This window comes from Candidatus Allofontibacter sp., assembly GCF_040404065.1.
GTDB lineage: Bacteria > Pseudomonadota > Alphaproteobacteria > Pelagibacterales > Pelagibacteraceae > Fontibacterium.
Genome location: NZ_JBBAJM010000001.1, coordinates 254,890 through 280,260 on the forward strand (window position 1 = coordinate 254,890; position 25,371 = coordinate 280,260).

General features: G+C 28.5%; 30 protein-coding genes and 2 tRNA genes. 9 read left to right on the forward strand and 23 right to left on the reverse strand.

Annotated features, from left to right (window positions below; translation table 11 throughout):
• Positions 1 to 6: 6 nt before the first annotated feature.
• The 7 genes from AC8IG9_RS01330 to metW form a co-directional block, all read right to left on the reverse strand.
• Positions 7 to 1,266, reverse strand: a complete 1,260-nt coding sequence (locus AC8IG9_RS01330; protein ID WP_507425026.1) for a glutamate-5-semialdehyde dehydrogenase — start codon at positions 1,264 to 1,266, stop codon at positions 7 to 9.
• A 5-nt stretch (positions 1,267 to 1,271) separates the two neighbouring features.
• Positions 1,272 to 2,384 carry a glutamate 5-kinase gene (gene proB, locus AC8IG9_RS01335; protein ID WP_507425027.1) on the reverse strand — a complete coding sequence of 371 codons (1,113 nt, stop codon included), beginning with the start codon at positions 2,382 to 2,384 and terminating at the stop codon, positions 1,272 to 1,274.
• Positions 2,385 to 3,353, reverse strand: a complete 969-nt coding sequence (gene obgE, locus AC8IG9_RS01340; RefSeq protein WP_507425028.1) for a GTPase ObgE — start codon at positions 3,351 to 3,353, stop codon at positions 2,385 to 2,387.
• A gap of 54 nt (positions 3,354 to 3,407) precedes the next feature.
• The gene (gene rpmA / locus AC8IG9_RS01345; protein ID WP_507425029.1) at positions 3,408 to 3,662 is read right to left on the reverse strand and encodes a 50S ribosomal protein L27; all 255 of its coding nucleotides are present in this window, start codon (positions 3,660 to 3,662) and stop codon (positions 3,408 to 3,410) included.
• A 9-nt stretch (positions 3,663 to 3,671) separates the two neighbouring features.
• On the reverse strand, positions 3,672 to 4,067 hold the full coding sequence (gene rplU, locus AC8IG9_RS01350) for a 50S ribosomal protein L21 (RefSeq protein WP_507425030.1): 396 nt from the start codon (positions 4,065 to 4,067) through the stop codon (positions 3,672 to 3,674).
• An 82-nt stretch (positions 4,068 to 4,149) separates the two neighbouring features.
• On the reverse strand, positions 4,150 to 4,911 hold the full coding sequence (gloB, locus tag AC8IG9_RS01355) for a hydroxyacylglutathione hydrolase (protein ID WP_507425031.1): 762 nt from the start codon (positions 4,909 to 4,911) through the stop codon (positions 4,150 to 4,152).
• A gap of 14 nt (positions 4,912 to 4,925) precedes the next feature.
• Positions 4,926 to 5,528 carry a methionine biosynthesis protein MetW gene (metW, locus tag AC8IG9_RS01360; protein ID WP_507425032.1) on the reverse strand — a complete coding sequence of 201 codons (603 nt, stop codon included), beginning with the start codon at positions 5,526 to 5,528 and terminating at the stop codon, positions 4,926 to 4,928.
• Positions 5,529 to 5,756: 228 nt separating this feature from the next.
• Here metW and hisC point away from each other — a divergent pair, with 228 nt between their 5' ends.
• The gene (hisC, locus tag AC8IG9_RS01365) at positions 5,757 to 6,857 is read left to right on the forward strand and encodes a histidinol-phosphate transaminase (protein WP_507425033.1); all 1,101 of its coding nucleotides are present in this window, start codon (positions 5,757 to 5,759) and stop codon (positions 6,855 to 6,857) included.
• Positions 6,850 to 7,725, forward strand: a complete 876-nt coding sequence (locus AC8IG9_RS01370) for a prephenate/arogenate dehydrogenase family protein (RefSeq protein WP_507425034.1) — start codon at positions 6,850 to 6,852, stop codon at positions 7,723 to 7,725. Before hisC ends, AC8IG9_RS01370 begins: the two co-directional genes overlap by 8 nt.
• Before the next feature lie 23 nt (positions 7,726 to 7,748).
• Here the strand turns inward: AC8IG9_RS01370 and AC8IG9_RS01375 are convergent, their stop codons facing one another.
• Both AC8IG9_RS01375 and lysA read right to left on the reverse strand, forming a co-directional pair.
• On the reverse strand, positions 7,749 to 8,438 hold the full coding sequence (locus AC8IG9_RS01375; RefSeq protein WP_507425035.1) for a lysophospholipid acyltransferase family protein: 690 nt from the start codon (positions 8,436 to 8,438) through the stop codon (positions 7,749 to 7,751).
• Positions 8,439 to 9,674, reverse strand: a complete 1,236-nt coding sequence (gene lysA / locus AC8IG9_RS01380; protein ID WP_507425036.1) for a diaminopimelate decarboxylase — start codon at positions 9,672 to 9,674, stop codon at positions 8,439 to 8,441.
• Between the two features lie 3 nt (positions 9,675 to 9,677).
• Here lysA and AC8IG9_RS01385 point away from each other — a divergent pair, with 3 nt between their 5' ends.
• The gene (locus AC8IG9_RS01385) at positions 9,678 to 9,818 is read left to right on the forward strand and encodes a hypothetical protein (protein WP_507425037.1); all 141 of its coding nucleotides are present in this window, start codon (positions 9,678 to 9,680) and stop codon (positions 9,816 to 9,818) included.
• Here the strand turns inward: AC8IG9_RS01385 and argH are convergent.
• Positions 9,811 to 11,199, reverse strand: coding sequence for an argininosuccinate lyase (argH, locus tag AC8IG9_RS01390; protein WP_507425038.1), 1,389 nt, complete (start codon positions 11,197 to 11,199; stop codon positions 9,811 to 9,813). The two genes, AC8IG9_RS01385 and argH, sit on opposite strands and share 8 nt — an antisense overlap.
• Before the next feature lie 27 nt (positions 11,200 to 11,226).
• On the opposite strand from argH, the gene AC8IG9_RS01395 reads away from it, so the two are divergent.
• Positions 11,227 to 11,772 (forward strand): TlpA family protein disulfide reductase, encoded by a 546-nt coding sequence (locus AC8IG9_RS01395; RefSeq protein ID WP_507425039.1) that lies wholly within the window; start codon positions 11,227 to 11,229, stop codon positions 11,770 to 11,772.
• Between the two features lie 2 nt (positions 11,773 to 11,774).
• Here the strand turns inward: AC8IG9_RS01395 and AC8IG9_RS01400 are convergent, their stop codons facing one another.
• Entirely contained in the window at positions 11,775 to 11,975 is a 201-nt protein-coding gene (locus AC8IG9_RS01400; RefSeq protein WP_507425040.1) for a twin transmembrane helix small protein, read from the reverse strand.
• A 50-nt stretch (positions 11,976 to 12,025) separates the two neighbouring features.
• On the opposite strand from AC8IG9_RS01400, the gene AC8IG9_RS01405 reads away from it, so the two are divergent.
• Together AC8IG9_RS01405 and AC8IG9_RS01410 are read left to right on the forward strand one after the other, a co-directional pair.
• Positions 12,026 to 12,688, forward strand: a complete 663-nt coding sequence (locus AC8IG9_RS01405) for an alpha/beta hydrolase (protein WP_507425041.1) — start codon at positions 12,026 to 12,028, stop codon at positions 12,686 to 12,688.
• A 48-nt stretch (positions 12,689 to 12,736) separates the two neighbouring features.
• Positions 12,737 to 13,306, forward strand: coding sequence for an HNH endonuclease (locus AC8IG9_RS01410; RefSeq protein ID WP_507425042.1), 570 nt, complete (start codon positions 12,737 to 12,739; stop codon positions 13,304 to 13,306).
• Here the strand turns inward: AC8IG9_RS01410 and AC8IG9_RS01415 are convergent.
• The 3 genes from AC8IG9_RS01415 to AC8IG9_RS01425 are packed head-to-tail and all read right to left on the reverse strand — an operon-like array spanning position 13,303 to position 14,920.
• The gene (locus AC8IG9_RS01415; protein WP_507425043.1) at positions 13,303 to 13,842 is read right to left on the reverse strand and encodes a demethoxyubiquinone hydroxylase family protein; all 540 of its coding nucleotides are present in this window, start codon (positions 13,840 to 13,842) and stop codon (positions 13,303 to 13,305) included. The two genes, AC8IG9_RS01410 and AC8IG9_RS01415, sit on opposite strands and share 4 nt — an antisense overlap.
• The gene (locus AC8IG9_RS01420) at positions 13,818 to 14,303 is read right to left on the reverse strand and encodes a disulfide bond formation protein B (protein ID WP_507425044.1); all 486 of its coding nucleotides are present in this window, start codon (positions 14,301 to 14,303) and stop codon (positions 13,818 to 13,820) included. The genes AC8IG9_RS01415 and AC8IG9_RS01420 overlap by 25 nt, the downstream gene beginning before the upstream one ends.
• On the reverse strand, positions 14,300 to 14,920 hold the full coding sequence (locus tag AC8IG9_RS01425; protein WP_507425045.1) for a YqaA family protein: 621 nt from the start codon (positions 14,918 to 14,920) through the stop codon (positions 14,300 to 14,302). Before AC8IG9_RS01425 ends, AC8IG9_RS01420 begins: the two co-directional genes overlap by 4 nt.
• 39 nt (positions 14,921 to 14,959) lie before the next feature.
• On the opposite strand from AC8IG9_RS01425, the gene AC8IG9_RS01430 reads away from it, so the two are divergent.
• A complete protein-coding gene (locus AC8IG9_RS01430) occupies positions 14,960 to 15,145 on the forward strand; it encodes a hypothetical protein (protein WP_507425046.1) in 186 nt (61 codons plus the stop codon).
• Between the two features lie 10 nt (positions 15,146 to 15,155).
• Positions 15,156 to 15,241: transfer RNA gene (locus AC8IG9_RS01435), tRNA-Leu, on the forward strand.
• 1 nt (position 15,242) lies between these two features.
• On the opposite strand, the gene AC8IG9_RS01440 is transcribed toward AC8IG9_RS01435, so the two are convergent.
• On the reverse strand, positions 15,243 to 15,824 hold the full coding sequence (locus AC8IG9_RS01440) for a YqaA family protein (RefSeq protein ID WP_507425047.1): 582 nt from the start codon (positions 15,822 to 15,824) through the stop codon (positions 15,243 to 15,245).
• Positions 15,825 to 15,914: 90 nt separating this feature from the next.
• On the opposite strand from AC8IG9_RS01440, the gene AC8IG9_RS01445 reads away from it, so the two are divergent.
• On the forward strand, positions 15,915 to 17,648 hold the full coding sequence (locus tag AC8IG9_RS01445) for an AMP-dependent synthetase/ligase (RefSeq protein WP_507425048.1): 1,734 nt from the start codon (positions 15,915 to 15,917) through the stop codon (positions 17,646 to 17,648).
• Positions 17,649 to 17,650: 2 nt separating this feature from the next.
• On the opposite strand, the gene AC8IG9_RS01450 is transcribed toward AC8IG9_RS01445, so the two are convergent.
• The 8 genes from AC8IG9_RS01450 to AC8IG9_RS01485 form a co-directional block, all read right to left on the reverse strand.
• Positions 17,651 to 17,727 (reverse strand) — tRNA-Arg (locus tag AC8IG9_RS01450).
• A gap of 362 nt (positions 17,728 to 18,089) precedes the next feature.
• On the reverse strand, positions 18,090 to 18,902 hold the full coding sequence (locus AC8IG9_RS01455) for a CarD family transcriptional regulator (RefSeq protein WP_507425049.1): 813 nt from the start codon (positions 18,900 to 18,902) through the stop codon (positions 18,090 to 18,092).
• 46 nt (positions 18,903 to 18,948) lie between these two features.
• A complete protein-coding gene (gene fdxA / locus AC8IG9_RS01460) occupies positions 18,949 to 19,290 on the reverse strand; it encodes a ferredoxin FdxA (protein WP_507425050.1) in 342 nt (113 codons plus the stop codon).
• Between the two features lie 28 nt (positions 19,291 to 19,318).
• On the reverse strand, positions 19,319 to 21,817 hold the full coding sequence (locus AC8IG9_RS01465) for a helicase-related protein (protein ID WP_507425051.1): 2,499 nt from the start codon (positions 21,815 to 21,817) through the stop codon (positions 19,319 to 19,321).
• Positions 21,818 to 21,935: 118 nt separating this feature from the next.
• A complete protein-coding gene (locus tag AC8IG9_RS01470) occupies positions 21,936 to 22,685 on the reverse strand; it encodes a C40 family peptidase (RefSeq protein ID WP_507425052.1) in 750 nt (249 codons plus the stop codon).
• 68 nt (positions 22,686 to 22,753) lie between these two features.
• On the reverse strand, positions 22,754 to 23,203 hold the full coding sequence (locus AC8IG9_RS01475) for a hypothetical protein (RefSeq protein WP_507425053.1): 450 nt from the start codon (positions 23,201 to 23,203) through the stop codon (positions 22,754 to 22,756).
• A 35-nt stretch (positions 23,204 to 23,238) separates the two neighbouring features.
• A complete protein-coding gene (locus tag AC8IG9_RS01480; RefSeq protein ID WP_507425054.1) occupies positions 23,239 to 24,735 on the reverse strand; it encodes an AmpG family muropeptide MFS transporter in 1,497 nt (498 codons plus the stop codon).
• A 42-nt stretch (positions 24,736 to 24,777) separates the two neighbouring features.
• Positions 24,778 to 25,323, reverse strand: a complete 546-nt coding sequence (locus AC8IG9_RS01485) for a c-type cytochrome (protein WP_507425055.1) — start codon at positions 25,321 to 25,323, stop codon at positions 24,778 to 24,780.
• Positions 25,324 to 25,371 lie beyond the last annotated feature (48 nt).

Here is a 25,371-nt window from a genome sequence, read left to right on the forward strand (position 1 = left end):
AAAAGTTTAAGGTCTAGTTTGTCCATTACCTTCTACTAAATATTTGTAAGTTACTAGCTGTTCAAGACCTACCGGTCCTCTAGGATGCAATTTATCTGTAGATATGCCTACTTCAGCTCCAAAACCAAATTCATTCCCGTCTGCAAATTGAGTAGAGGCATTATGTAAAACTATTGCACTATTAACTTTTGATAAAAATAATCCAGCATTTATTTTATTAGCAGTCACAATACTGTCAGTATGATGACTTCCATATTTATTAATATGTTTAATTGCATCCTCAACTCCATTTACAATTTTGACTGAAATTTTAGAGTCCAAATATTCTGTTTTCCAGTCTTGTTCTTTCGCCAAAGAAACAGAACCTTGATAATTTTTTTGTACAATTTTATCCCCAATAATTTTACATCCGCTAATACTTAATAATTGCAATATTGGACCTAAATGAGTCTTTAGACAGCCTTTATCGATTAATAAAGTTTCAGCAGCACCACAAATGCTAGTGTTTCTCATTTTGGCATTAAGTGTAACTTTTTTTGCCATATTTAAATCTGCATATCTATCAATATAGACATGACAAATTCCTTCTAAATGACCAATAGTTGGAACGTTAGACATTGTTTTAATTTTTTGAACTAAATTTTTTCCTCCTCTTGGAATTATAACGTCAATAAATCTTTCCATCTTTGAAAGCATGTAATCAACTAATTTTCTATTTGTATTTTGAATTAGTTGAACGCAATTCTCATCAACTTTATTTTTCTTTAAGGATTTTTTAAAACATTCAGCAATAACTTTATTTGTCTGAATAGCTTCGCTCCCGCCTCTCAAGATAACCGCATTGCCAGATTTAAAGCATAGAGTTGCAACATCCGATGTTACGTTTGGTCTAGATTCATATATCACGCCTATAACTCCAATTGGAACGGTGTATTTATTAATAATCATTCCATTTGGCCTTTTCCATTTTGATATTATTTTTTGAGTTGGATCTTTTAATTTAATAACTGCCTGTATGGAATTAAGTATAGAATTAATTTTATGTTCATTCAGCAATAGTCGATCAACTAAATTTTTACTAACCTTATTTTTATTTGCTCTAGAAATGTCGGTCTTGTTTGCTCTTAAGATTTTTTTTTGATTTTGTTTAAAATTCTTATAGAAATCTTTAAGGACTTTATTTTTTTTTTTCTCATTTAATAAAGATAGATTTTTTGATGCGTTTAGAGCGTTTAAACCAATTTTATCCAAATAACTATTTTTCATAATATTTATTCTTTTTGATGAACTAAGTTATTTATGTGCACTATTTCTCCTCTACTAACATAACCTAAAATTTCTTTAATTTTATCAGTTTTAAATCCAATAATTTTTTTAGCATCTGCACTAGAATAAGCACTAATACCTGTTGCAATACGTTTATTTTTGGAATTTATAATATAAATAGCATCACCGCGATTAAAATTTCCATCAATAGCTGTTACCCCTATTGGTAAAAGACTTTTCCCATTCTTTAATGCTTTTTCAGCTCCTTCATCAATCTTAACGGAACCTTTCGTTGCAATTGAATTTAAGATCCATTGCTTCTTTGCGCTTAAAGAAGAAGATTGAGATTCGAACAATGTATAATTTTTATTTTTAATAATATTTTTTATAGAATTATTTATCATTCCACTTGTTAAAATCATGTCACAACCAGACTGCATACAAATTTTTGCAGCTTTAATTTTTGTTATCATTCCACCAGTTCCGTAAGAACTAATACTTTCGGAGGCAAGCGCTTCAATAGACTTATTAATAGTTGTTACTTTTTTAATTATTTTTGCATTTTTATCTTTCTTTGGATCAGCAGAATAAAGACCATCGATGTCTGAAAGCATAATTAGGCAGTCAGCGTTACATATTTGAGCAACTCGTGCTGCCAATCTATCATTATCCCCATATCTTATTTCTGAAGTAGCAACGGTATCATTTTCATTTACGATTGGTATTACAGACATTTTTAACAAATTATTGATCGTTTCTTTTGCGTTTAGCGATCTTCGTCTTTCTTCAGTATCTTCTAAAGTAAGTAATATTTGAGAAACTTTAATTTTTTTTCTCTCAAATGCTTTTTTAAAAAGATTGATTAATTCAATCTGCCCAATAGCTGCTATTGCTTGGAATTGACTTAGTTTTATATTTTTTTTATTTATTTTTAATAAATCGCAACCCAATGCTATTGCTCCAGAAGAAACAATAATAACTTGTTTATTTTTCTTTATTAAAAAAATAATATCTTCGATTAATTTATCAAACCAGTTCTTCTTAACTTTGTTTTTACCATCAACAATAAGGCCAGAACCTATTTTAATTACAATGGTTTTATATTTTAAGACGTCCATTTAAATAGCTCGTAGTAAATTGTTTATATTAATCTTTTTTTCAACAGATATATCATAAACTTTTTTCTTAATTTTTTTAGTAAAATTCATTATTTTTTCTTTCTTTTCTTCTTCATCAATTAAATCAATCTTGTTAAAAACAATAAGTTCTCTCTTTTTTATTAATTCAGGGTTAAATTCCTTAAGTTCATTTCTAATAATTTTATATTTTCCAACTAAATCATCCTCGTTAATATCAATCATATGAATGATGCTTTTACATCTTTCTATATGCTTTAAAAATTTATCACCCAATCCTGAACCAGAATGAGCACCCTCGATCAGGCCAGGAATGTCGGCAATAATTATTTCTTTATTATCAACAAAAACAACCCCAAGATTTGGATTGAGAGTTGTAAAAGGATAATTCGCAATCTTAGGTCTGGCTCTTGTCGATATTGAAAGAAGACTCGACTTTCCAGCGTTTGGAAAACCAATAATTCCAACATCAGCAATTAATTTTAGTTCAAGCCAAATTATAAATTCTTCTCCTATTTTTCCAGGAGTAAACTTCCTAGGAGATCTATTTGTGGAACTTTTAAATTTTGAATTACCAAGTCCACCCTTTCCTCCTTTAGCTATGACGTACTCTTGATTTTCGTTTGTTAAATCAAATAGTAGTGTTTTTTTATCCTCCTCATATATTTGAGTTCCAACAGGAACTTTTAAAACTAAATCTTTTCCACCGTGTCCTTTTCTATTGTTTCCAGAACCGTTAGATCCATTTTCAGCTTTATGATGTTGAGCAAAACGGTAATCAACTAAAGTATTTAATCCATTAACAGCTTTAACAATTATTGACCCACCATCACCACCATCTCCTCCGTAAGGACCTCCAAATTCAATAAATTTTTCTCTTCGAAAAGCAACACAGCCGTTTCCTCCGTCACCAGCTTTAATTATAATTCTAACTTGATCTAAAAATTTCATACAATCATATTATTCGATTATTAATGGAAATCTCAGTTTAAAAATAAACTGAGTTTATAGAGGGATTACTGAGATGTAAGTTCTTCCGAGTTTTTTTGTCTCGAATTTTACTATGCCGTCTACTTTAGAAAAAATAGTATGATCTTTTCCCATACCAACATTATTACCTGGGAACATTTTTGTTCCTCTTTGTCTCATAATAATATTTCCTGCTATGACAGTTTGACCACCAAATTTTTTGACACCAAGTCGCCTACCGGCACTATCGCGTCCGTTTTTCGTCGAGCCGCCAGCTTTTTTTGTTGCCATTGTTTTTATCTATTTCTTTTTAGTAGTTACTTTAGTTTCAGCTTTTTTCTCTACTGTTGCACTCTTAGCTTCAGACAAAAGCTTTCCACTTTTACCATAAATTTTTAATATTTTCACTATAGAAACATGTTGTCTATGACCTCTTCTTCTTCTTGAATTCTGTCTTCTTCTTTTCTTGAAAATAATTATTTTGTCGTTTCTTGTTTGTTTTAAAAGTTCTGCTTCAACATATGCTCCATCAACACTTGGAGAACCAACTTCCGTTATTTCATTATCTGCTGTTAAAAGAACTTCTTTAAATTCAAATATTTTTCCAGCCTCGTTGTCAAGCTTCTCAATTCTAATAGTATCATTTGCTGACACTTTATATTGTTTACCGCCGGTTTTGATTACTGCAAAAGTCATATGTAATTTCTTTTAGGTCTGGGCAATATATATAGCCACCTTAGCTTGTCAAGATTGCGATTATGCTTGAGTGTATTGGCTTTTAGAAGTTATCTTTTAAGTCTCTAATCTTCTTGAAAAAATCTACCTCATTTAGATCTTCAAATCCTATTTTCTTTTTAAATTCTAAATTATCAAATTTAAGAAATATATTTAGTTCTATTTCTTCATCTAGATTAGCAGGCATGCTTGTTAAATTCTTATTAATATTATTATTAATTTGATTATATATTTTTTTTAATTCGGAATTTTTTTTGTCAACTGCCATACAGAATTTTAAATTAGAAATAGTATATTCATGACCACAAAATATTTTTGTTTTTCTAGGAAGAGACTTAATTTTTTTTAAAGAATCCACCATTTCTTTGTAAGAGCCTTCAAATAATCTTCCACAACCAAAAGAGAATAGAGTGTCACCTGTAAAAGCAGAATTTTCGTTTTTAAAATAATAAAATATATGACCAGATGTATGTCCTGGTACGTGCTCTACTAGAACGTCAGATCCTTCAAAGTTCCATATTTCTTTATCATTCAATGCAATATCAATTCCTGGAATTCTATTTTTATCTTTTATAAATCCCAATATTTTTGCATTAAATTTTTTTTTTAGATCAAGATTGCCACCAATATGATCGGCATGATGATGGGTGTTAAGTATATACTTTAAATTTAATTTATTTTTTTCTAAGAAAATTAAAACTGGTCCAGATTCAGAAGGATCTATAACGCATGCATTTTTAGTTTTCTCATTTTCAATAATATAAGCATAATTATCTTTTAGACACGGGATAATATGAATATTCATAATTTAAAGAATAATTAATTCTTTTTGCTAATTAAAAATATTCCAAATTCAGAGTAAAGATTTTTTATTTCTAAATTTAGATTTGTAATTACAGAAGATTTTTCTTGAGTAACGGCAATTGATTTTATGATATGAATTTTGTCATCACGGCATAAATCAAAAAAATCTTTAATAGTGCACATATGTAGATTTGGCGTGTCGTGCCATGTGTTAGGCAATGTTTTTGTAACAGGCATTCTGCCCTTTAGTAATAAACTAAATCTAACTTTCCAATAACCAAAGTTAGGAATAGAAACAATTGCATTTTTTCCTATTCTCAAAAGCTCATGAAGAACTTTTCTAGGGTTATAAAAGGCCTGTAAAGTTTGAGTTAGAATTACGTAATCAAAAGATTGATCTGGGTAATTGATTAGATCTTTTTCAGCATCGCCCTCTACAACAGATAGACCTTTGCTTAAACTTTCTTTTACTTTTTCGTGATCTATTTCAATGCCTCGAGCGTCAATTTTTTTTTCTTTTTTAAGATGTAGCATTATACTTCCATCACCACATCCCACATCAAGGACTTTTGAAAAAGGTTTTATAAGATCTATGACTATTTTTGATTCTAATTTCATTTAAACTAAAAAATTACTTTAATACTAAAGTAATTTTTTACCTTTTTAGCTGTTTGTTTGCGCTCGCAATTCGGTAAATCAGCGCAAATAATTTTTATCTTAGGCTTAATTTCTTGTCAATTTATTTGCTTTTATTGCTTGTGTTACTGTTGTTTTTAAAAATTTTAGAAGATTTATTTTTATAAATAGTATCAACCACAATAGCATTATGTTAATTAAAAAATAATATTGTCAAATATTTACAAAAATATGCCATTAAAATTTAAAAATTTTAATAATTTAAAATATGTGGGTGGATTATCTCAGATTAAAAATATTAATAATCCAATAAAGCTTTCTGCGAACGAATCTGCTTTAGGGCCTTCCAAAAAGGCTATTTCAGCATTTATTCAACACAGCAAAAGAATATCTAGATATCCCGATGGAAATTCAAATGATTTAATTAAAACAATATCAAAAAATTTTAAGTTAAATCCTAATAATCTCATTATTGGCAATGGCTCGGATGAGATTATTAGTTTAGCTTGTCAGTTATTTTTAACTCCTAATGATGAAGTTATTGTCACTGAGTACAGTTTTTTAATGTACAGAATTTACGCAAAGATTTTTGGAGGCAAAGTAATCCTTGCTAAAGAAGATGATTTAAAGGCTGATATAAATTCTATATTAGCAAAAGTTAATTCTCGAACTAAAATAGTTTTTTTAGCCAATCCAAATAATCCAACCGGAACCTATCTAGACAAACAAGAAATGCTGTTGTTGAGAAAAAAATTACGCAGCAATATTTTGCTTGTGGTAGATGACGCTTACTCTGAATTTGTTGTTAATAAAGATTATACTTCTGGTTTAGATTTGTTCAGAAATTGTAATAATGTTCTTGTTACTAGATCTTTTTCTAAAATATATGGTCTTGCTAGTCTAAGACTTGGCTGGGGGTATGCTTCAAAAAATTTGATTCAAGCAATGAAGCTTATTAAACCACCCTTTAATGTAAATTCTGCAGCGCAAAAAGCAGGTGTTGAAGCCATAAATGATAGATCCTGGTTAAGAAAAAATGTTGATCACAACTCTAAGTGGGCCGATATTTTTTTTGAAAATTTTATAAACTTAGGAATTTTAACAAATACGCCAGTAGCTAATTTCTTTTTAATGCGCTTTGATAACAAAACAATTACTGCTGATAATGTTTATAATAAATTTATTAAATCTAAGATTATTCTAAGAAAAATGAAAGGATATGGATTGCCCAACGCACTAAGAGTGACAATTGGTAATAGCAAGGAAAATAGTTCTTTTTTGAAAACTCTTAATAGAATTTTTGATGTTTAAAAAAATAACAATAATAGGAATGGGTTTAATAGGTTCTTCGATTGCAAGAGCTATTAAAAGCAAAAATTTATGCAAAATCTTAGTCGCCCATGATTCTTCTAAATCTGTTTTAACAAAAGTTTTAAAATTAAGAATTACTAAAAATATTGAATCAAATTTAAAAAAAAGTGTTCAAAATTCGGATTTAGTTATCATTTGCACACCTCTTGGCTCTTACAAAAATATAGTTTTATCTATTAAAAATGATTTAAAAAAAGAATGTATTTTAACAGACGTTGGTTCTGCAAAAATTTTTGCAAAGAACGTTGTTAGCGGTGTAATTAATAAAAATACTATATGGATACCTGCTCATCCAGTAGCAGGAACAGAAAAAAGTGGACCAGAATCTGGTTTTGCTGATTTATTTAAAAATAGATGGTGCATTATTACTCCAATAAATAAAAAAAATTCTGCATCTTTAAAAAAACTTAATAAGTTTTGGACAAAAATAGGCAGCAAAGTTCAACACATGTCAGCTGAGCATCACGATAAAGTCATGGCAATTACAAGTCACATTCCTCATTTAATTGCCTACAATATTGTAGGCACAGCAGCCAATCTCGAAAAAGATACAAAATCAGAAGTTATTAAATACAGCGCAAGTGGATTCAGAGATTTTACAAGAATAGCATCATCGGATCCTACGATGTGGAGAGATATTGCTCTTAATAATCGTAAACAAATTCTTTATATGTTAGATAAATTTAATTTAGATCTAAATAATTTAAGAAGGGCAATTTTAAGAAAAGATGGCAATAAATTATTTAAACTATTTTCTAAAACTAGGAAGATTAGAGCAGAAATCGTTAAAGCCGGTCAAGACAAGTAGTGCTGCTAATTTAGTATAAAGAATTACTCGTAGATTCCCTTTTCAAGACTGTTCATAAAATCAACCATATTAAGACCTGGTTCGATTGGTTTTTTGAATTCAATGCAAATTTCTCCAGGAAATCTAAAAAAACTATCTCTAGGCCAAACGTCTCCTGTATTTAATTTAACTGGTATGCATGGAACTTTTGCTCTTTCATAAATTCTTGCAACACCTTTTTTCAATGGTACTCTTTCGTTGTTTTTAATTCTTGTTCCTTGAGGAAAAATTATTAAAGGGAATCTTTCTTTATGAATAGTTTCAGTTGTTTTTTCTAAAAAAAATAAATGGTCTTTAGTAACCTTCTCTCTTTGTGTTCCAATAAATCCTAATTTTTTTATACACCAGCCATAAAATGGAATTTTAAATAATTCTTGTTTAACAATAAATATAGGAGCATCTAACACAGCATTAAATACAAAAGTTTCGCAAATAGACTGGTGAGCAGATGCCACAAAAAATCTTCTATCTTTAGGTATATTTTCTAATCCTTTAAATATTATTTTTGTATTTATAATAAACCTTACACAAAAAATAATATAAAAACCTAGCATGCGAGCGAGCCATTGCATGGCTGATTTAGGCATTACTAAAGTTGGCAATGCTAATAGTGTTGAAAAAAAAGATCCACAATAAGTGGCAAAGTTAAAAACTAAAGATCTTAAAAAATGCATTTAATTAATTAAAGATTCTAATTTTTGTCTTTGTTTAATTATTTTATAAGTATTTTTGTTAATTAAAATTTCAGCTGAGTAAGGTCTTGTGTTATAATTTGAAGCTAAAGATCTTCCGTAAGCCCCAATATTGTTAATACAAACAAAATCTCCCTCGTTAAGTTTTTGATACTTATTATAAGTGATAAATGTATCTGAACTTTCACATACAGGACCTACAAATTCAGTTTTTTTTTTAATTATAAGATTATTTTTTAGCAATGGATAAATCTCATGTTTTGCACCATAAAGAGCGGGTCTCATCAGATCATTCATTGCAGCATCAATAATTATAAATTTTTTACCAGGTATATCTTTTAGATATATAATTTTAGAAACCAATATTCCTGAGTTGCCACACACGGATCTACCAGGCTCAAATATAATTTCTACATTATTAATTTTCTTAAACTTTAGAACAAGATTTGAGTATTTTCCTAGATTGAAAGGTCTTTCAGATTGAGAATAAGGAATGCCGGTGCCACCCCCCAAATCTACATATTTTAAATTTATACCTAGTTGATTAATTTTTTTATTAAAGTCTGAAAGACTAGACAAAACTTTTTTAAAGGGATTTACGTCCATAATTTGTGAACCGATATGAACACTAATTGCTTCAAATTTAATATATTCATAATGATATTGGCTATTGAATATTTCCAAGCAAGTATTCATTGATACGCCAAATTTATTATCTTTTTTCCCTGTAGATATTTTTTTATTAGTCTTTGCAGAAACGTTTGGATTTATCCTTATTCCAACAGAAACAATTTTATTATTTTTTTTAGCAATTTTATTGATTATTTTTATTTCACTTTCTGATTCAGCATTAATTAGAAGGATCCCTTTTTTTATTGCAAAGTCTAATTCTTCTTCTGTTTTACCAACTCCTGAAAAGACTATTTTTTTTGGAACAATCCCTGCCTTAAGAGCTATTTTCAATTCACCAAGAGATACAACATCTGCACCTGAGCCTAATTTTTTTAACTCAGATATAATTTTTATATTTGAATTTGATTTAACCGAAAAACAAATAACTGGATTAACTTTTTTAAAAGATTTTTTAAAATTGTTAAAATTCTGTTTTAATTGATTTAAAGAATAAAGATAAAAAGGAGTTTTAATTTTTGTAGTTATTTTTGATATAGCAATATTTTCAAGAAGTAATCTTTTATTTTTGAATTTTAAAAAATTCATTAAATGATTTTGATATCAATTTTAGTTTCTAAAAATTTTTTCTCAAAATTATTGTTAAAAGACTGGTACACAGGATTGTTTTTAACCCCACAAGATGTTGTTAAAAATAATGTTGATAATATTAATAAAACTCTAATCATTTAAACTCTTTTTGATATTTTTTTATCATTTTATTAACATTAAACGGTGATGTTCCGCCATAAGATTTTTTTGAATTAACTGAATTCTTTAAATCAAACATTTTTAACACATCTTTTTCTACGCTTTTTTCAACTTTTTTTATTATTGAAAAATCTAATTCATCAAGAGTTTGGTTATTTTTTTCTGCAATATTCACAAGAGTTGCTGATTTTTTGTGTGCATCTCTAAAAGACATTCCCTTTTTTACTAAATAATCCGCAAAGTCTGTTGCTGTAGTAAATCCTAATTTTGCTGCAGCTAACATCTTTGCTTTATTAGGTTTTATTCCGTCCACTAATTCAGTGGCTAATTGAATATTTAATAAAAGAGTATCGTAAGCATCAAATACACTTTCCTTGTCTTCTTGCATGTCTTTGAAGTAAGCAAGCGGCAAGCCTTTCATTGTAGTTAACATTGAAGACAATTGCCCAAATATTCTTCCTGTTTTTCCTCTAATTAATTCTGCAGAATCTGGATTCTTTTTTTGCGGCATAATTGAAGATCCGGTTAATAAGCTATCTTCAAGAGTAATTAAATTTACTAGATCAGAGTTCCAGATAATAATTTCTTCAGCAAGTCTTGAAAGATGCACAGAACATAAAGATGCTATAAATAAAAACTCAATAGCAAAATCTCTATCAGAAACTGAATCAATAGAATTGTTAGTAGGTTTTTTAAAACCCAGTTTTTTTGAAGTAAAGTGTCTATCAATATTATAAGAAGTGCCAGCAAGAGCTGCGGATCCTAATGGATTTTCATTAATATTCTCTAAAAAACTTTTAATTCTTACTTTGTCTCTCTTAAACATTTCTACATAAGCTAATAAATAATGAGAGAATAAGACTGGCTGCGCATTCTTAAGATGCGTAAATCCAGGCATAATTACATCAATATTTTTTTTAGCTTTATTTAAAAAACTTTTGATGAGCAAAGTTAAATTTTTATCAATAATATTTGCAGATTTTTTTACCCATAGTTTAAAATCTGTTACCACCTGGTCATTTCTTGATCTAGCGGTATGAAGGAATCCAGCATGATCTCCTATAATTTCAAATAATCTCTTTTCTATATTTAAATGAATATCTTCATGTTCTTTTTTAAATTCAAATTTATTTTTTTGGATCTCAATTTTTATTTTTTTAAGCCCATAGATAATTTTTTTAGCAGAATTGCTATTTATTATTTTTTGCTTTGAAAGCATTTCACAATGCGCAATAGATGCGTCAATATCTTCCTTAAACAATCTTTTATCTACATCAATAGAAGAGTTGATTGATTGCAAAAGTTTTGATGTGGGTTTTTTAACTCTCGTACCCCACACTTTATTTTTATTTCCTTTAGTCATATTCTTAATGATATATAAAATTAAACTATGTTTTTTTTACGCAATTTTTTAAAATATTTAGTTTATTTAGCTTGTTTATTATTATTTATTACTAATCAGTCTTTATCACAACCCATTAAAAACCTCCCTTTTAAGAATATAGTTGTGCACGAAATACCAAAAGAAATCATCGGTGAAGAATTTATAAATTTCTCAGGTAAAAAATTAAAGTTTAATAAATTTGAACATCAGATAACTCTAATTAACTTTTGGTCAACCTGGTGTGTGCCCTGCAAAGAAGAAATGCCTTCTATCGATAAGTTAGTTAATGTCATGGGAAAAGATAAAATCAAAATATTTGCTATTGATCTTGAAAAAATAAATAAGAAAAAAACTGATAAATTTTTTGCCGATTTAAAGATAAAAAATTTTTCTACTTACTATGATCCTGATTATGTTTTAGCTAGTAAGATTGGATTAAGAGGATTGCCAACAACGTTAATTATAGATCGAAATGGCAAAGAAATTGCGAGGGTAATAGGTTCTATAGATTTCGCAGATGAAAAATTTATTAATTGGTTAAAGAACTTATAGAATTATTTCTTATAAAAGTAGGCTAGAGCCATTATTATAATAATAGCAATAAACTGAGCAAAAACTCTCAATTGCATTAGTTTGTTACTTTTTCTTTTTTCATCAATATTACCACCAACGAAAAATGATTTCAGCCCACGTAAAAGAATTATCAACACAACAATTAAAGCAATCGCTATAACAATACGACTAAAATTTGGCATTAAGAAATAGTTATCATAAAACAGTTAAAATTATATAAAATAAAATATTAATGAAAATAATTAATGAAAATATATTTTTAAGATCAACTTCTTTGGCTCAGATTTCGACTAAAGCAAACTATTTAATAGTTTTTTGTCATGGATATGGAGCAGATGGAAAAGATTTAATTAATATTGGAAATTATTGGCAAAGGTTTTTACCAGATTTTTATTTTACTTCACCTAACGCACCAAATGTTTGTTCAGTAAATCCGTCAGGGTTTGAATGGTTTAACCTTATGAATCCAGATATTAAAAATGTTGATTTAGAATTAGAAAGTTCAGTATTACAATTAACAAAATTTATTGATGCTAAACTTAAAGACTTAAGTTTAGATTATTCAAAATTATTTCTGGTAGGATTTAGCCAAGGAACTATGCTGTCTTTGCATTATGCATTAACAAATCCTAATAAAATCGCAGGAGTTATTGGTTATTCAGGTAAGATTTATGATCCAAGTATTTTAGAAAATAATATTAAATCTAGACCGCCAATTTTTTTAATGCATGGAGATGAAGATAATATTGTTCCTCTAGAAGACATGATGGAAGCTAAAAATTTCTTAACAAAAAATAAAGTTGATCTAAAAACTAAAATTTTTAAAGGTTGTGGTCACTCAATTCCAACACAAGGACTGAGCTTAGGTCTTGAATTTATCAACATTAATAAATAAAAAATATTTTGATTATCAATAACATTGGTATATCAATTAATGTATTAAATGATTATTACTGAATCCAACACTGTACCTCTCGATAAGTGTCCAGCCCTAGTATTAAATGCGGATTATAGGCCATTAAGTTATTATCCATTATCATTGTGGTGCTGGCAGGATGCTGTTCGTGATGTATTTTTAGATAGAGTAACAATAGTTTCGGAATACGATCGAGAAATTAGAAGTCCGTCTTTTACAATGAAATTACCAAGCGTAATTTCATTGAAAAAATATATAAAACCTTCAGAATTTCCAAATTTTACAAGATTTAATGTTTTTTTAAGAGATAAATTTTCCTGCCAATATTGCGGTAGTCAAAAAAATTTGACTTTTGATCATGTAATTCCAAGATCTAAGGGCGGCATCACCTGTTGGGAAAACGTTGTATCTGCTTGTTGTACATGCAATGTAAGAAAAGGAGGAAAGCTTCCTCATGTTATCGGAATGATTCCAAAAATGAAACCTTATCGTCCAACAGTAGAAGAATTACATCATAATGGAAAATTTTTTCCACCAAATTTTTTACACCAAAGTTGGTTAGATTATTTATACTGGGACGTTAAACTCGAAAGTTAATATTTTTTTGAAATTGTTATAGCCAATTTAGAGCTATTTTTTATTAAAATATCTAAAATAGAATATAAACCATCATTATTGGCCCCCAGACCTTCAGCGGTATGTTTGTGCTCGAGCTCTTCTTCTCTAAATTTAATAAATTTATTTTTAAGTTCTTTTTCTTCTTCATATTCTTTGGATAGAATATTTATTTGTTCCCCATAATGATCACCTATAACCTCTTCAACAGCAGAAGTGCATAAAGCGGTAGCTTTTTTACCAAGTAAGGCAGTTCCAAAACCAAGAGCCGTACCAAGGACATCCCACAAAGGAAGAAGAGCAGTTGGTCTAACTTTTCGTTCAATAATTTGATTTTCAAAAAATTCTAAGTGCTCCAATTCATGATCACGCATATCTTTAATAGTATTCTGTAATTCAGGATCTTTATTTAATAATTGAAGAGCTTTTAGTTGCCCTTCATATATTTTGATAGCACCACGTTCTCCAGCGTGGTTTACTCTAATCATTTCAGCTATTTGGCTTCGTTTTTTATCCATGAAAATATTTTATAATATAAAATAGAAAGAGCCAAAGAAACAATAGTATTAATAGAGGCCAAAGATAGACCAAATAATTTAAAACCCACTTCTTTGCATGATGAAGACAGTTTGTTTTCTAATTCTTTGAATAATATCTCCTTAGAAAGATTATTGTTAGCACTAACTTTGCAACTGGATAATTCGTTTATTAATCCATATTCGATTCCTGCATGATATCCAGCAAGAATGAAGCTTCCTATTGAAGTAAAAAAAATTAAAATAATTAACTGATTTTTCCAATTATTATTTAAAAAAAATAAAGAGCAAAATAATAATATTAGGTAATATGGATAACGCTCATAAAGACACAAAATACAAGGTTTAATATTTAAAAAATATTGAATGAATAGCGTAACGGAAATAATAAAAATATTTATTAATATAATGAATAAAAAATATTTATAAGTCTTATTGTTCAAGCAGCGAAGTAATGTGGGAATTTAATATAAAATAAATACATTCCTCCGATAACTATAATGAAACTGACAATTATCCAGATTAAGAATGTTGTGAACTTTTTCTCGATATGTTCTTGAATTTTTGGTCCATATTTTGAAAAGAAATAAGCCAAAAAAAAATATCTTGAGCCTCTAGTAAAAAGAGCAGTAGCGGCAAATAGTGGAAAGTTAAAAGACACAAAGCCGCTTGCTATAGCCAATAAGTTAAATGGAAGTGGAGTAAACCCAGAAATAAATAATATAAATGCAAATCCTATCATTGTGCTTTTTTTGTGAAAGATAGCCAAAAATTTTTCAGGATTAGATACCCCAGACAAATCAAAAATATAAACTCCAAGCTTGTCAAACATGTAATGACCAATTGCGTAAGCAGCTAGAGCTCCTATAAATGCAGCTATTGTTGCAATTGCAAATGTCTCAAACCATTTTTTTGGTTTTGAAATTGACATTGGAATTACAATTGAGTCAGAGGGTACTGGAAAAAATATATTTTCCATAAAACACCACCCAGCTAAAAAATATTTAGCTCTTTTATGGCCTGCTAATTTAATTAAATCATTTAAGAGTTTTTTTAACATTTAAGTTGTTAAGTATATTTGAATTTATATAATTAAAAAATGGAATTAAAATTTGATATTAAGCAATTTCTCATATCATTAGTAGTATCACCAGTGGTTTTCTATGCGGTCGTTGGTATTGCTAAGATTTTTGGAGCATCTTATCGCATGAGTCACGGGGAAGCCTTCATTATTTGGCTGCTTCTTGCAATTTTAATAAAGATTAGTTTTATTAATAAAAAATAAAAAAATACTTGCGGAAGTGATGGAACGGTAGACATGATAGACTCAAAATCTATTGCTTGCAAGAGTGTGAGGGTTCAAATCCCTCCTTCCGCACCAATTAAAATAAATATTTTATTATAAGAAAAATAATCAATAATAAAATTACACTTACAATAGATAAAATATTTAGATATTTTTCTATAAAAAATTTAATTTTTTCACCAAATTTTAATATTAAAAAACTAATTGTAAGGAAACGAATTCCTCTAGAAATTAGACTTCCAACAATAAATATCCAAAAGTTAAATTGTACAAAACCACTACCTATAGTTAGTAATTTATAAGGAAGAGGAGTGAACGCATAGAAGAACACAATCCAAAATTCCATTTCTTTTGTAATTGAGTTAGTAAATTTAATAAACGATTCTTGATAACCATAGAAACTGATAACAGATGCACCAATAGTGTCATAAAAAAAATAACCCAAATAATAACCAAGAGCACCACCTAATACTGAAAACAGGGTTACAAAAAATCCAATAGATATTGCTTTGTGCCTTTTTACTAATTGCACAGGTATCATGAGAAGAACAATCGGTATTGGGAAAACACTACTTTCAATAAAACTTATAAAATATAGAAATTTTTCAGACTGTTTCTTGCCCGAGATAAGTAAAATTTTATTATATAAAGATCTCATTTAAAATTAGCTTATATATTTAATTTTATTATTAGCACCTAAAATAACTAGGCTGGGATAAGTAATCTAAAAAAGTATAGAATAGTGTTTATGCAGATTTCGACTTTTAAAAATTTAAATGAAATTCTATTTTCACAATATGAAAACCATAAAAAAGAAGATCATTTATTATTTAACAATTTGAACTTAAAAAAGTTTCAGACTTATACTTGGCAGGACACCAGGAATAACGTTCTCAAATTTGCTAATTTTTTATACAGTAAAAATCTCAAAAAGGGAGACAGGGTATTATTAGTTTCGGAAAATAGACCCGAGTGGTTAATTGCTGATCTCGCAATATTATTGAATTCTGCAATAACAGTTCCTAATTACACAACTTACACAGCAAATGATTTTGCCTTTACTATTAATGACAGCAAACCTGTTGGATTAATTGTTTCTAGTTCTAATTTATTGAAAAATATTTTATTAGCAGCAAAAAGAATTAATTATAATTTTAATTTTATAATTCTTTTTAATGAATGCGAAAAAAATATCCCGCCTAATGTTATTAATTTTTTCGAGATATTAAATAAAGAAATAGATTTTGAAAAAGAACAAAGTTTTTTTTTTGAGAACAATAAAAATTTAAATAGACAAGACCCTGCGTGCATTATTTATACCTCAGGAACACAAGGAACACCAAAAGGCGTTGTGTTATCACATGGAGGAATATTAAAAAACTGCGAAGGCGCTTTAGAGTTTTTAGATTTTGCTAAGGGAAAAAAAAATACTTTTTTGACCTGGTTGCCGTTATCACATTCTTATGAGCATACAGTTCAATTTGCTCAATTAAGTTTAGGTGCCAAAATATTTTATTCTGAAAGTTTAGATAAATTATTATCAAATTTGAAAATAGCAAAACCAACAATCATGACAGCTGTGCCAAGATTTTATACCAATCTTATGCATAAAATTAAAATTAACTTACAAACACAAAGCAATTTTAAAAAAATTATTTTTCAAAAGACATTAGCTTTAGGAGAGAAAAAATTTTTAAATAAACCCATGAATACTTTTGAGAAACTTCTTAATTATATTTTGGATTTTATAGTTAGGAGAAAAATAAAGAATCAATTTGGGGGAAAAATACAAGCATTTATATCCGGAGGAGGACCTCTTGATTATAACGTCGGTATTTTTTTAAATTCTTTAGGATTATCAACCTTGCAAGGCTATGGCCTCACGGAAACTTCACCAATTATCAGTGCCAATCCAATAAATAAAATCAAAGTAGATACAGTTGGAACAATTTTTAAAGATGTGGAAGTTAAAATTGCTGAAGATGGAGAAATTTTAGTTAAAGGCGAAAATGTTATGATTGGTTATTGGAATAATAAAGAAGAAACAGATAAAGTTTTAAAAGATGACTGGTTACATACAGGTGATATTGGTGAAATTGATAATGAGGGTTATTTAAAAATTACCGATAGAAAAAAAGATATTATAATTAATGCCGGAGGGGATAATATTGCCCCAAGCAAGATAGAAAATTTGCTATCAAATTATCCAGATATTATTCAAAGTTATATTTACGGAGATAAAAAGAATTATCTAGTTGCATTAATTGTTGTCGAAAAAGAGATAGAAGATAAGAGAAGTAAAATACAATTCATCATTAACAAAGTTAACGATGAACTTAGTATTATTGAAAAAATAAAGAAATTTATAATTATTGATGCTCCATTTACTGTTGAGAATGAAATGTTAACTCCAACAATGAAGATAAGACGACATCAAATTAAAAAAATTTTTGGGGATCAACTAGAAAAACTTTATTTTTAATCTGGTGCACTCGAGAAGATTCGAACTTCTGACACCAAGTTTAGGAAACTTGTACTCTATCCAACTGAGCTACGAGTGCACTTGTACATAATATAAATAATATTTTGCTATAGAAAAATATTAAAAAAGTATTGTAAACCAATAAAAAATGAATCAAAAAAAAATTGATTCATTTTTGAAATTTTGATCAACAAATAACAATTTGACTTACTAATCGATATGTTTTTAAGTATTTATAAATACGAATCACTTAAATTATTTAAGTGAAAATTAACGTAACGGGAGAAAAAAATGGCTAAAAAAAGAAAAGCAGCTAAAAAAACTACTAAGAAGAGAAAATCTTCTAGAAGAAAGCCAGCTAAGAAAGCAACAAAGAGAAGAAGATAGTTCTTTTAGTTTTCAAGAAAAACGCTCTTCAAATTTTATTGAAGGGCGTTTTTTTTATATGGGCTCTGCAGTTACTGCTTCTTTTTTCCCAAGCGCCTTATCTAATTTCTTTTTAGCATCTTCGTCACTAATGGCTAATCCGATTGCAACTTCCCCCAATAAACGATCGTAAGCTTTTTCAAATAATTGTCTCTCACTGTAAGATTGATCTACGGGGATTTCTGTATTTTTATTTAAATCTCTAACTACTTCTGCGATTTGATAAATCTCACCAGAGTTAATTTTTTGATCATACTCTTGCGCTCTTCTGCTCCACATAGTTCTTCTGATTTTTGGTTTTCCTTTTAATATAGATATAGCTTTATTAATTTGATTTACGCTTGATATTGGTCTCAAGTTTCCTTGTTGATTAACTGGTATAGTTAAAACTAATTTATCTTTGGTAACTTGAATTTTATAGTAAGTCATTTCAATTTCGGCAATCACGCTTGTTTCGACAGCAACGATTTGTCCAACACCATGTTTTGGATAAATAACATGATCTTTTATTTTGTAGATTTTTTTATCGGATTCTTGTTTAGCAACTTTTTTAATTTCTATAATTTCATTAACAGGTGCATGATTTGATGATGTGGCTTTTAAATTTGATCCTGCTACAGGAGTATTTTTTAATGTTTCTGGATTCTTGGGTCTGCCACGTTTGCCTTTTGGCTTAATTTCTACAGGAGTTTTTTCTTTTTTTGGAACTTCTTTTTTTATAACTTTTACAGGTTTTTTTTCTAATATAATTTTTTTATTTTTCTTAGCAGGTAAATCTTTTTTCTTATCTTTTGCTTTTTTCTTTATGATTTTTTTTAGAAATTCCATGTGGCGCTTAATATAGTATCCGATTACTTAATACAAGCTTACAAGATTATTTATTACCAGGACCAGGCTTATCACTAAAGTATTTTTCAAGTTTGTTAGGTGTATTTTTATATTTATCTGCATCAGGTAAGGGGTCTTTTTTTTTATTAATGTTTGGCCATTTTGCAGACATGTCTTTATTTAATAAAACTAGTTTTTCAGTATTTTTATTTGTATCTGGCTCAATAGCATTTATAGGACACTCCGGTTCACAAACACCACAGTCTATGCATTCATCAGGATTAATAACTAGCATGTTTTCGCCCTCGTAAAAACAATCTACAGGACAAACTTCTACGCAGTCAGTCAGTTTGCACTTAATACAGTTCTCGTTAACTACGTAAGTCATAATTAGTTTTTATAATATAATTTATTGTTCAGTTATTTAAAGACAAATTCTTTAAAGAAGCAAATGGGTTGTTATAATTTTTTTTGACATGATCTTTGTGCTTCTTCTTATCTTTATGTTTAAAATTATAACTATATAAATCTTTATCTTTCTCTACTTTTGTGTAGTTCATTAATTTTAATAATTTTTCAAAATCTTCTTTGCTGCATCCAAGAAGGTTAAGCATTTCAGCAGATATAGAAAATTTATTATTATTTGTAGAGCTTAAAATTTTTATAAAAAGTTTCTCTAACATATCAACTCTGACAATATAATTTTTAAAAGTTTCAAATCCACAAATTAATAAAAATGTCTTATCTGATGTTTCAAAATTTTTAAGAAAATTTAATCCAAACGTAGGACATTTTTCTTGCTTAGTTCTATTATTAAAACAATTCCAAAAAATTATTTTTAAATTTACTGCTTTTGGCTTAATCATTAGCGGCTGATAAATATGATATCTGCCTATTTTAATTCCAGCTTTTTTAATTATGGCTCTCTGTTCTTTGTCTAGATTTTTTAATAAATCTTCATTCTCTACTCTTTTTAATACTCCATGATTTTCAAATAATCTAAAATAAAGAGCTCGTGCATAACTATTTTCTAAATTAATTTTAGATATTTTTATTAGATCTCTTAAATAAAGATTTTTTTCTTTATTTATCCATTTTTCTAAATAAATTTTTAATTCGTTTTGCTCTTCAACATCTAAAGAGTCATCGATTAATAATTTTATTTTTGGATTTAAATAGTCTTTTCCTGGAATAATAACTGCGATTGGATTTCCTTTCCAAAGAATTTTAAAGTCATCTTTTAATTCAAAAACATCAGAACTTAGATCTGATTTTATAATGTCCTCAATTCTTTTTTTTAATTCTTCAGTAACCCCTTGGCGAGCAGCTTTTTTTATAGATTTGATATCAGTTTGAAGAGCTGTGCTTGAAAAATCTAAATTAAGTTTTAATCCCTTAATTGTTCCAATAAATTGTTTATCAATAATTACTTCATCTTTTTCTGAAATTTTTGTTTCTAATTTTGCATCCTGCTTTAAGTGTTTTGAAAGAATGCTTATTCTTCTATCAACAAAGCTTTTTGATAACTCTTCATGCAATTTTACGGAAAGTTTGTCTTCAATATCTTTTGTTTTAGCGATCCAATAATCACTATTTTCCACCCAATTTTTTTTATACGAAACGTAAGCCCATGTTCTTACGTGTGAAATTCTGTTTGCAATAGTGTCAATGTTTCCAGAATCGTTATCTAGACCCGCTAATTGAATTCTCATCCATTCATTTGGTATTTTTCTTCTATCGGACACTAAGAACTCATAAACTTTTTTAACAATATCAATGTGCTGATTGTGAGAACTCTTTGTAAAATCTGGAATTTGGCAACATTCCCATAAAGTAGCAAGCTCATTTTCTTTATAATTAATTTTAATTTGATTATTCTTTATAACAAGAGTTTTTAAGACGTTTTCGTCTAGCAGATCTTTGCTTCTTAAAAGGCTTAGATCATTAGGTTTTTTATCAAGACTATTTAATAAATTTTCTATGCTAGAAAAATCTAAATTAGAATTTCTCCAATAAATATTTATAACACTATCAAATTGATGATTTTCTAACTTTTCAATTTGTTCAGGATTTAATTCATCGCATTTTCCAGTGATACCAAAAGTTCCGTCATTCATATATCTTCCTGCTCGACCAGCAATTTGACCAATCTCAGTCAATCTAAGATGTCTATTTCTTCGTCCATCAAATTTATTTAAGTTATTAAAGCTAACATGATCAATATCCATATTAATGCCCATGCCTATCGCATCAGTTGCAACTAGAAAATCAACATCACCAGATTGATATAATTCAACTTGAGCATTTCTTGTTTTTGGACTTAAGGAACCCATAACGATGGCCGCACCACCTCTTTGACGTCTGACAAATTCTGCAAGCGCATAAACTTCATCTACAGAAAATGCAATGATTGCTGTTCTTCCAGCCAATCTAGAAATTTTTTTATGTCCAGAATATGAAAGTTTAGAAAATCTATTTTTAAAAATAAACTCAGCTTCCGGAATAAATTTTTCTATTATGTTTTTCATAATATTAGATCCAAGAAACATTGTGAGTTTATCTCCTCGAATATTTAGTAATCTGTCGGTAAAAATATGACCTCTTTCAGGATCTGCGCACATTTGAATTTCATCAACCGCAACAAATTCGGCATTAATATCTAAAGGCATAGATTCTACCGTGCATAAAAAATAATCAGCATAAGGAGGAATAATTTTTTCTTCACCTGTAATTAGTGCAACTTTTTCAGGTCCAATAATTTTTATACATTTCTCATAAACTTCTCTTGCAAGTAGACGAAGAGGAAATCCAATTATACCAGAGCCGAACTGAAGCATTCTTTCAATTGCAAAATGAGTTTTGCCGGTATTTGTGGGGCCTAAAACAGCTATAATTTTTTTTTCTAATAAAGACATTTTTTTAGTGTCAGGTTTTTTTTGGATACTACCTATTGTTATTGCCCAAGAACAAAGCGTGCATAAAATATGACCGAATCACTTTGAAAAATGTTCTTATTTTACTCATAAATGCTGCTTAATTTTTTTTAATACGCTTAATACACAGAAGTGGCAATTTAGATTTTAAATATATCCTTTTAATAGTTTCTTTTATTCCCATTACAACTACTTTTTTTCTGGGACCGAACGCATGTACTAATTTTTTATTATTTAAGGCGATTGCAACATGACCTTTCCAGAATAATAAATCTCCCTTCATTATTTTATTAATAGTAATTTTTTTTTTAAAGAATACTTCTTGATCTTTAGAGTCGCGTGGAGAATATATATTATTAAATTTTAACAGCTCCTGCACAAAAGCAGAGCAATCCAATCCTTCGGGACTGTTGCCACCCCATAAATATTTACTATTTAGATATACTTTAAAATTGTCGCAAAAGTGTTTTTTTTTAAAATTTATAGGTTTAATATTCTTTTTTAAAATCCAACCCAGAGTTATTTGAACAAAACCATTTTTTTGGTTTAATATAGATATTTTCGAGTTAAAAAATATTTTTTTATTTAATTTAGTTCTAAGATTTGGTTTTTTATATAAAAAACATTTACTAGAAGTAATTTTGTGTGTTTTTTTTCTTTTATCTAAATCTAAATCCTTTATTTCAATGAATCCTTTGTATTTATCATAACTTCTGTAACCTTTATAAAACAAACCATTTTTTTCTTGAGCTAAGAATTTCTCTCCAAATAATATTTGAGTTACAAGTTCAGATTTCTGATTGTTTTTTTTGTAAATATTTGCGACTGGATTTTTAACTGTAAGTAACATAATATTAAAAAATTATAGAAATAATAACAGATAACTTTGTTATAATTAAAATCTATTTTTAAATTAAATTATTTTTTAGGAGCAGGAGCGGTTGCTAGAGGTTTTTTCTGCTTAGCAAGAAAAGTTTTATGTTCTTCCTCAGTAACAACTCCATCTTTATTTGTATCTTCTGAGTCAAAAGTAGTCTCTTCTATTTTCGTTACTGCGTTTACGTAATCAGATTTAGATAGAGTACTTTTATTATTACTAAAAGTTTTAAAATCTTTATCAAGTGTAGCTTTTACATTAGCGATATAACTTTTAACTTTCTCCTCTTCAGCTTTTATTATTTTTCCAGCAAATTCATCAAAATTAATTTCATCTTTCCCATATTGTTGTGTCCAAGCAGCTTCAACTTCCTTCTTTTTACCTGAAAGATAATCTGCTTTTTTTAATGGGAATTTAATTTGATTATTTTGAGCAGTGGCAAAACCAGCGCTAAGAATTATAAAAGTAGTTATAAAAAATATTTTTTTCACAACCCAGATATATGTTCTGATTATATTACTGTAAATCAGTTTTTGTTAATATTAACAATTTTATTTATCCACACTATTAAGAATAGTACAGGAACTCCAATAATTGCAGTAAATGTAAAGAATGTTGGATATCCAAAAAGATTTACAAAACTTCCCGCATAACCAGCGATAAGCTTAGGCAAAAATAACATTACAGAGCTAAATAATGCATATTGTGTAGCTGTAAACTTAACAGAAGTAAGTGACGAAAGATAAACTATGAAAGTTGCCCCAGCAAACCCACTAGCGATATTATCTGCTGTAATAACAAAGGCTAATATTTTTATATCCACAGCAATAATTGCAAGCCATGCAAACAATAAATTACTAAGAGATGAAATAAGCGCTCCAATAAATAAGGATCTCATCATTCCAAGATGAACGGCCGCAAGTCCACCAATAATACCACCAATAATAGTTGCAATGGTTCCAAAGAATTTCGAGTAGGTTGCAATTTCAGCAACTGAAAATCCTTTTTCAATATAAAATACATTTGCCATAACGCCAAGAACAACATCTGAAATTCTATATAAGCCAATCAGTAGTAATATTGCAGTTGCTTTAGAACCGTATCTTTTTAAAAAATCTAAAACAGGTTTTGCGTATGCGTTTGAGGCAGAGTTTTTATTAACAAATTTTATTTTGATAAGTAAAAATATAATAAAAAGAAATACAGATAGACACGCAATAATTTTAATAAGTTCATTTAAAAAATTTATAAAAGGATCTTTTCCGTTAAATAGATCTTTAAAATAAATATAGCATAATACGAAACCGAAAATTGCTAATAAGAATGCAATAAAAAATTTTGTTTTTTGTGAATTCTTATTTTCAATATTTCTTTTTATTTTTGGTTCGGGAGAATAAATAATTGTTATAACTCCAATTAACATTAGTAGAGCCATTACTTGATATACGGTTTGCCATACTTTTGGATCATAAACTTCAGTTCCTAAATAAGAAGCAATCCATAAGCTTCCAGCGCCAGCAACGATCATCGCTATTCTGTAACCTGTTAGGTACATAGAAGACAAAGCCCCCTGAAGATCTTTTGAAGCAGATTCAATTCTAAAAGCGTCAATTACAATATCTTGTGTAGCGCTTGAGAAGGCAATTAAGATTGCCCCTATCGTGGTGTAGATGAGAGAATTTTTAGGATCAGTAAAAGAGATGAAGATTAAAGAAAAAATAATCATTAGCTGAGATAGCAACAACCAACTTCTTCTATGACCTAAACTATTTAAAAGTGGTAACTTGATATTATCTACAACAGGCGTCCAAATAAATTTAAATGAATATGCAAATCCTACCCAACTAAATAAAGTTATGGTAGCTCTATTAACTCCAGCTTTTACTAACCAGACAGATAATGTTGAAAAAATTAAAAGAATAGGCAGACCCGCTGAAAAACCAAAGAACAACATTCTTAATGATTTTGGATGTGCTAGTGGACTAAAATATTTGTTAATTTTTTTTAAATAAGAAATTTTCATTAGAAAAATTTATATATTTAAAGATAGAGAATAATAATCTTATTATTTAAGCGGAAGAGGTGAACTGCTAATGCTATTTAAATAAGCGATGACATTGGCTCTATCCTCATCTTTTGCAAGACCTGCAAATGCCATTTTAGTTCCTTTTATGTAATCAGCAGGTTTATATAAAAATGCATTTAACTCATCAAACGTCCAGTTTTTTCCATGGGTGCTTAATCCAGAAGAGTATTTAAATTCAGGATGTGATCCAGCTTTTTTTCCAACGATACCCCAAAGCGGAGGCCCAATTCTTACTGCTCCACCATTAGTGTTGGTATGACATGCTGCGCATTTTTTAAAAACATTTTCTCCTGCAGCAATATTAGCAGAAGCTAATAAAACTTTTATATCAGCTAATTTTTCTTCTTTTTTAACTTCACCTTTATTACCTGCTGTTTTTGCTTCAACAACACCCTCAACTTTGTAACCAGGTTTTTCAGGTTTTTTTACGTGATAAATAAAATCTGCGAATTGATTTAAACCAATTATTAACAAAGCAGTAACTAGTATTCCTGCAGCAATTTTATTAAATTCGAAACTGTCCATATTCTAGTGATTTTTATAACCTAAATTGTATAACATCATAATCTTTAA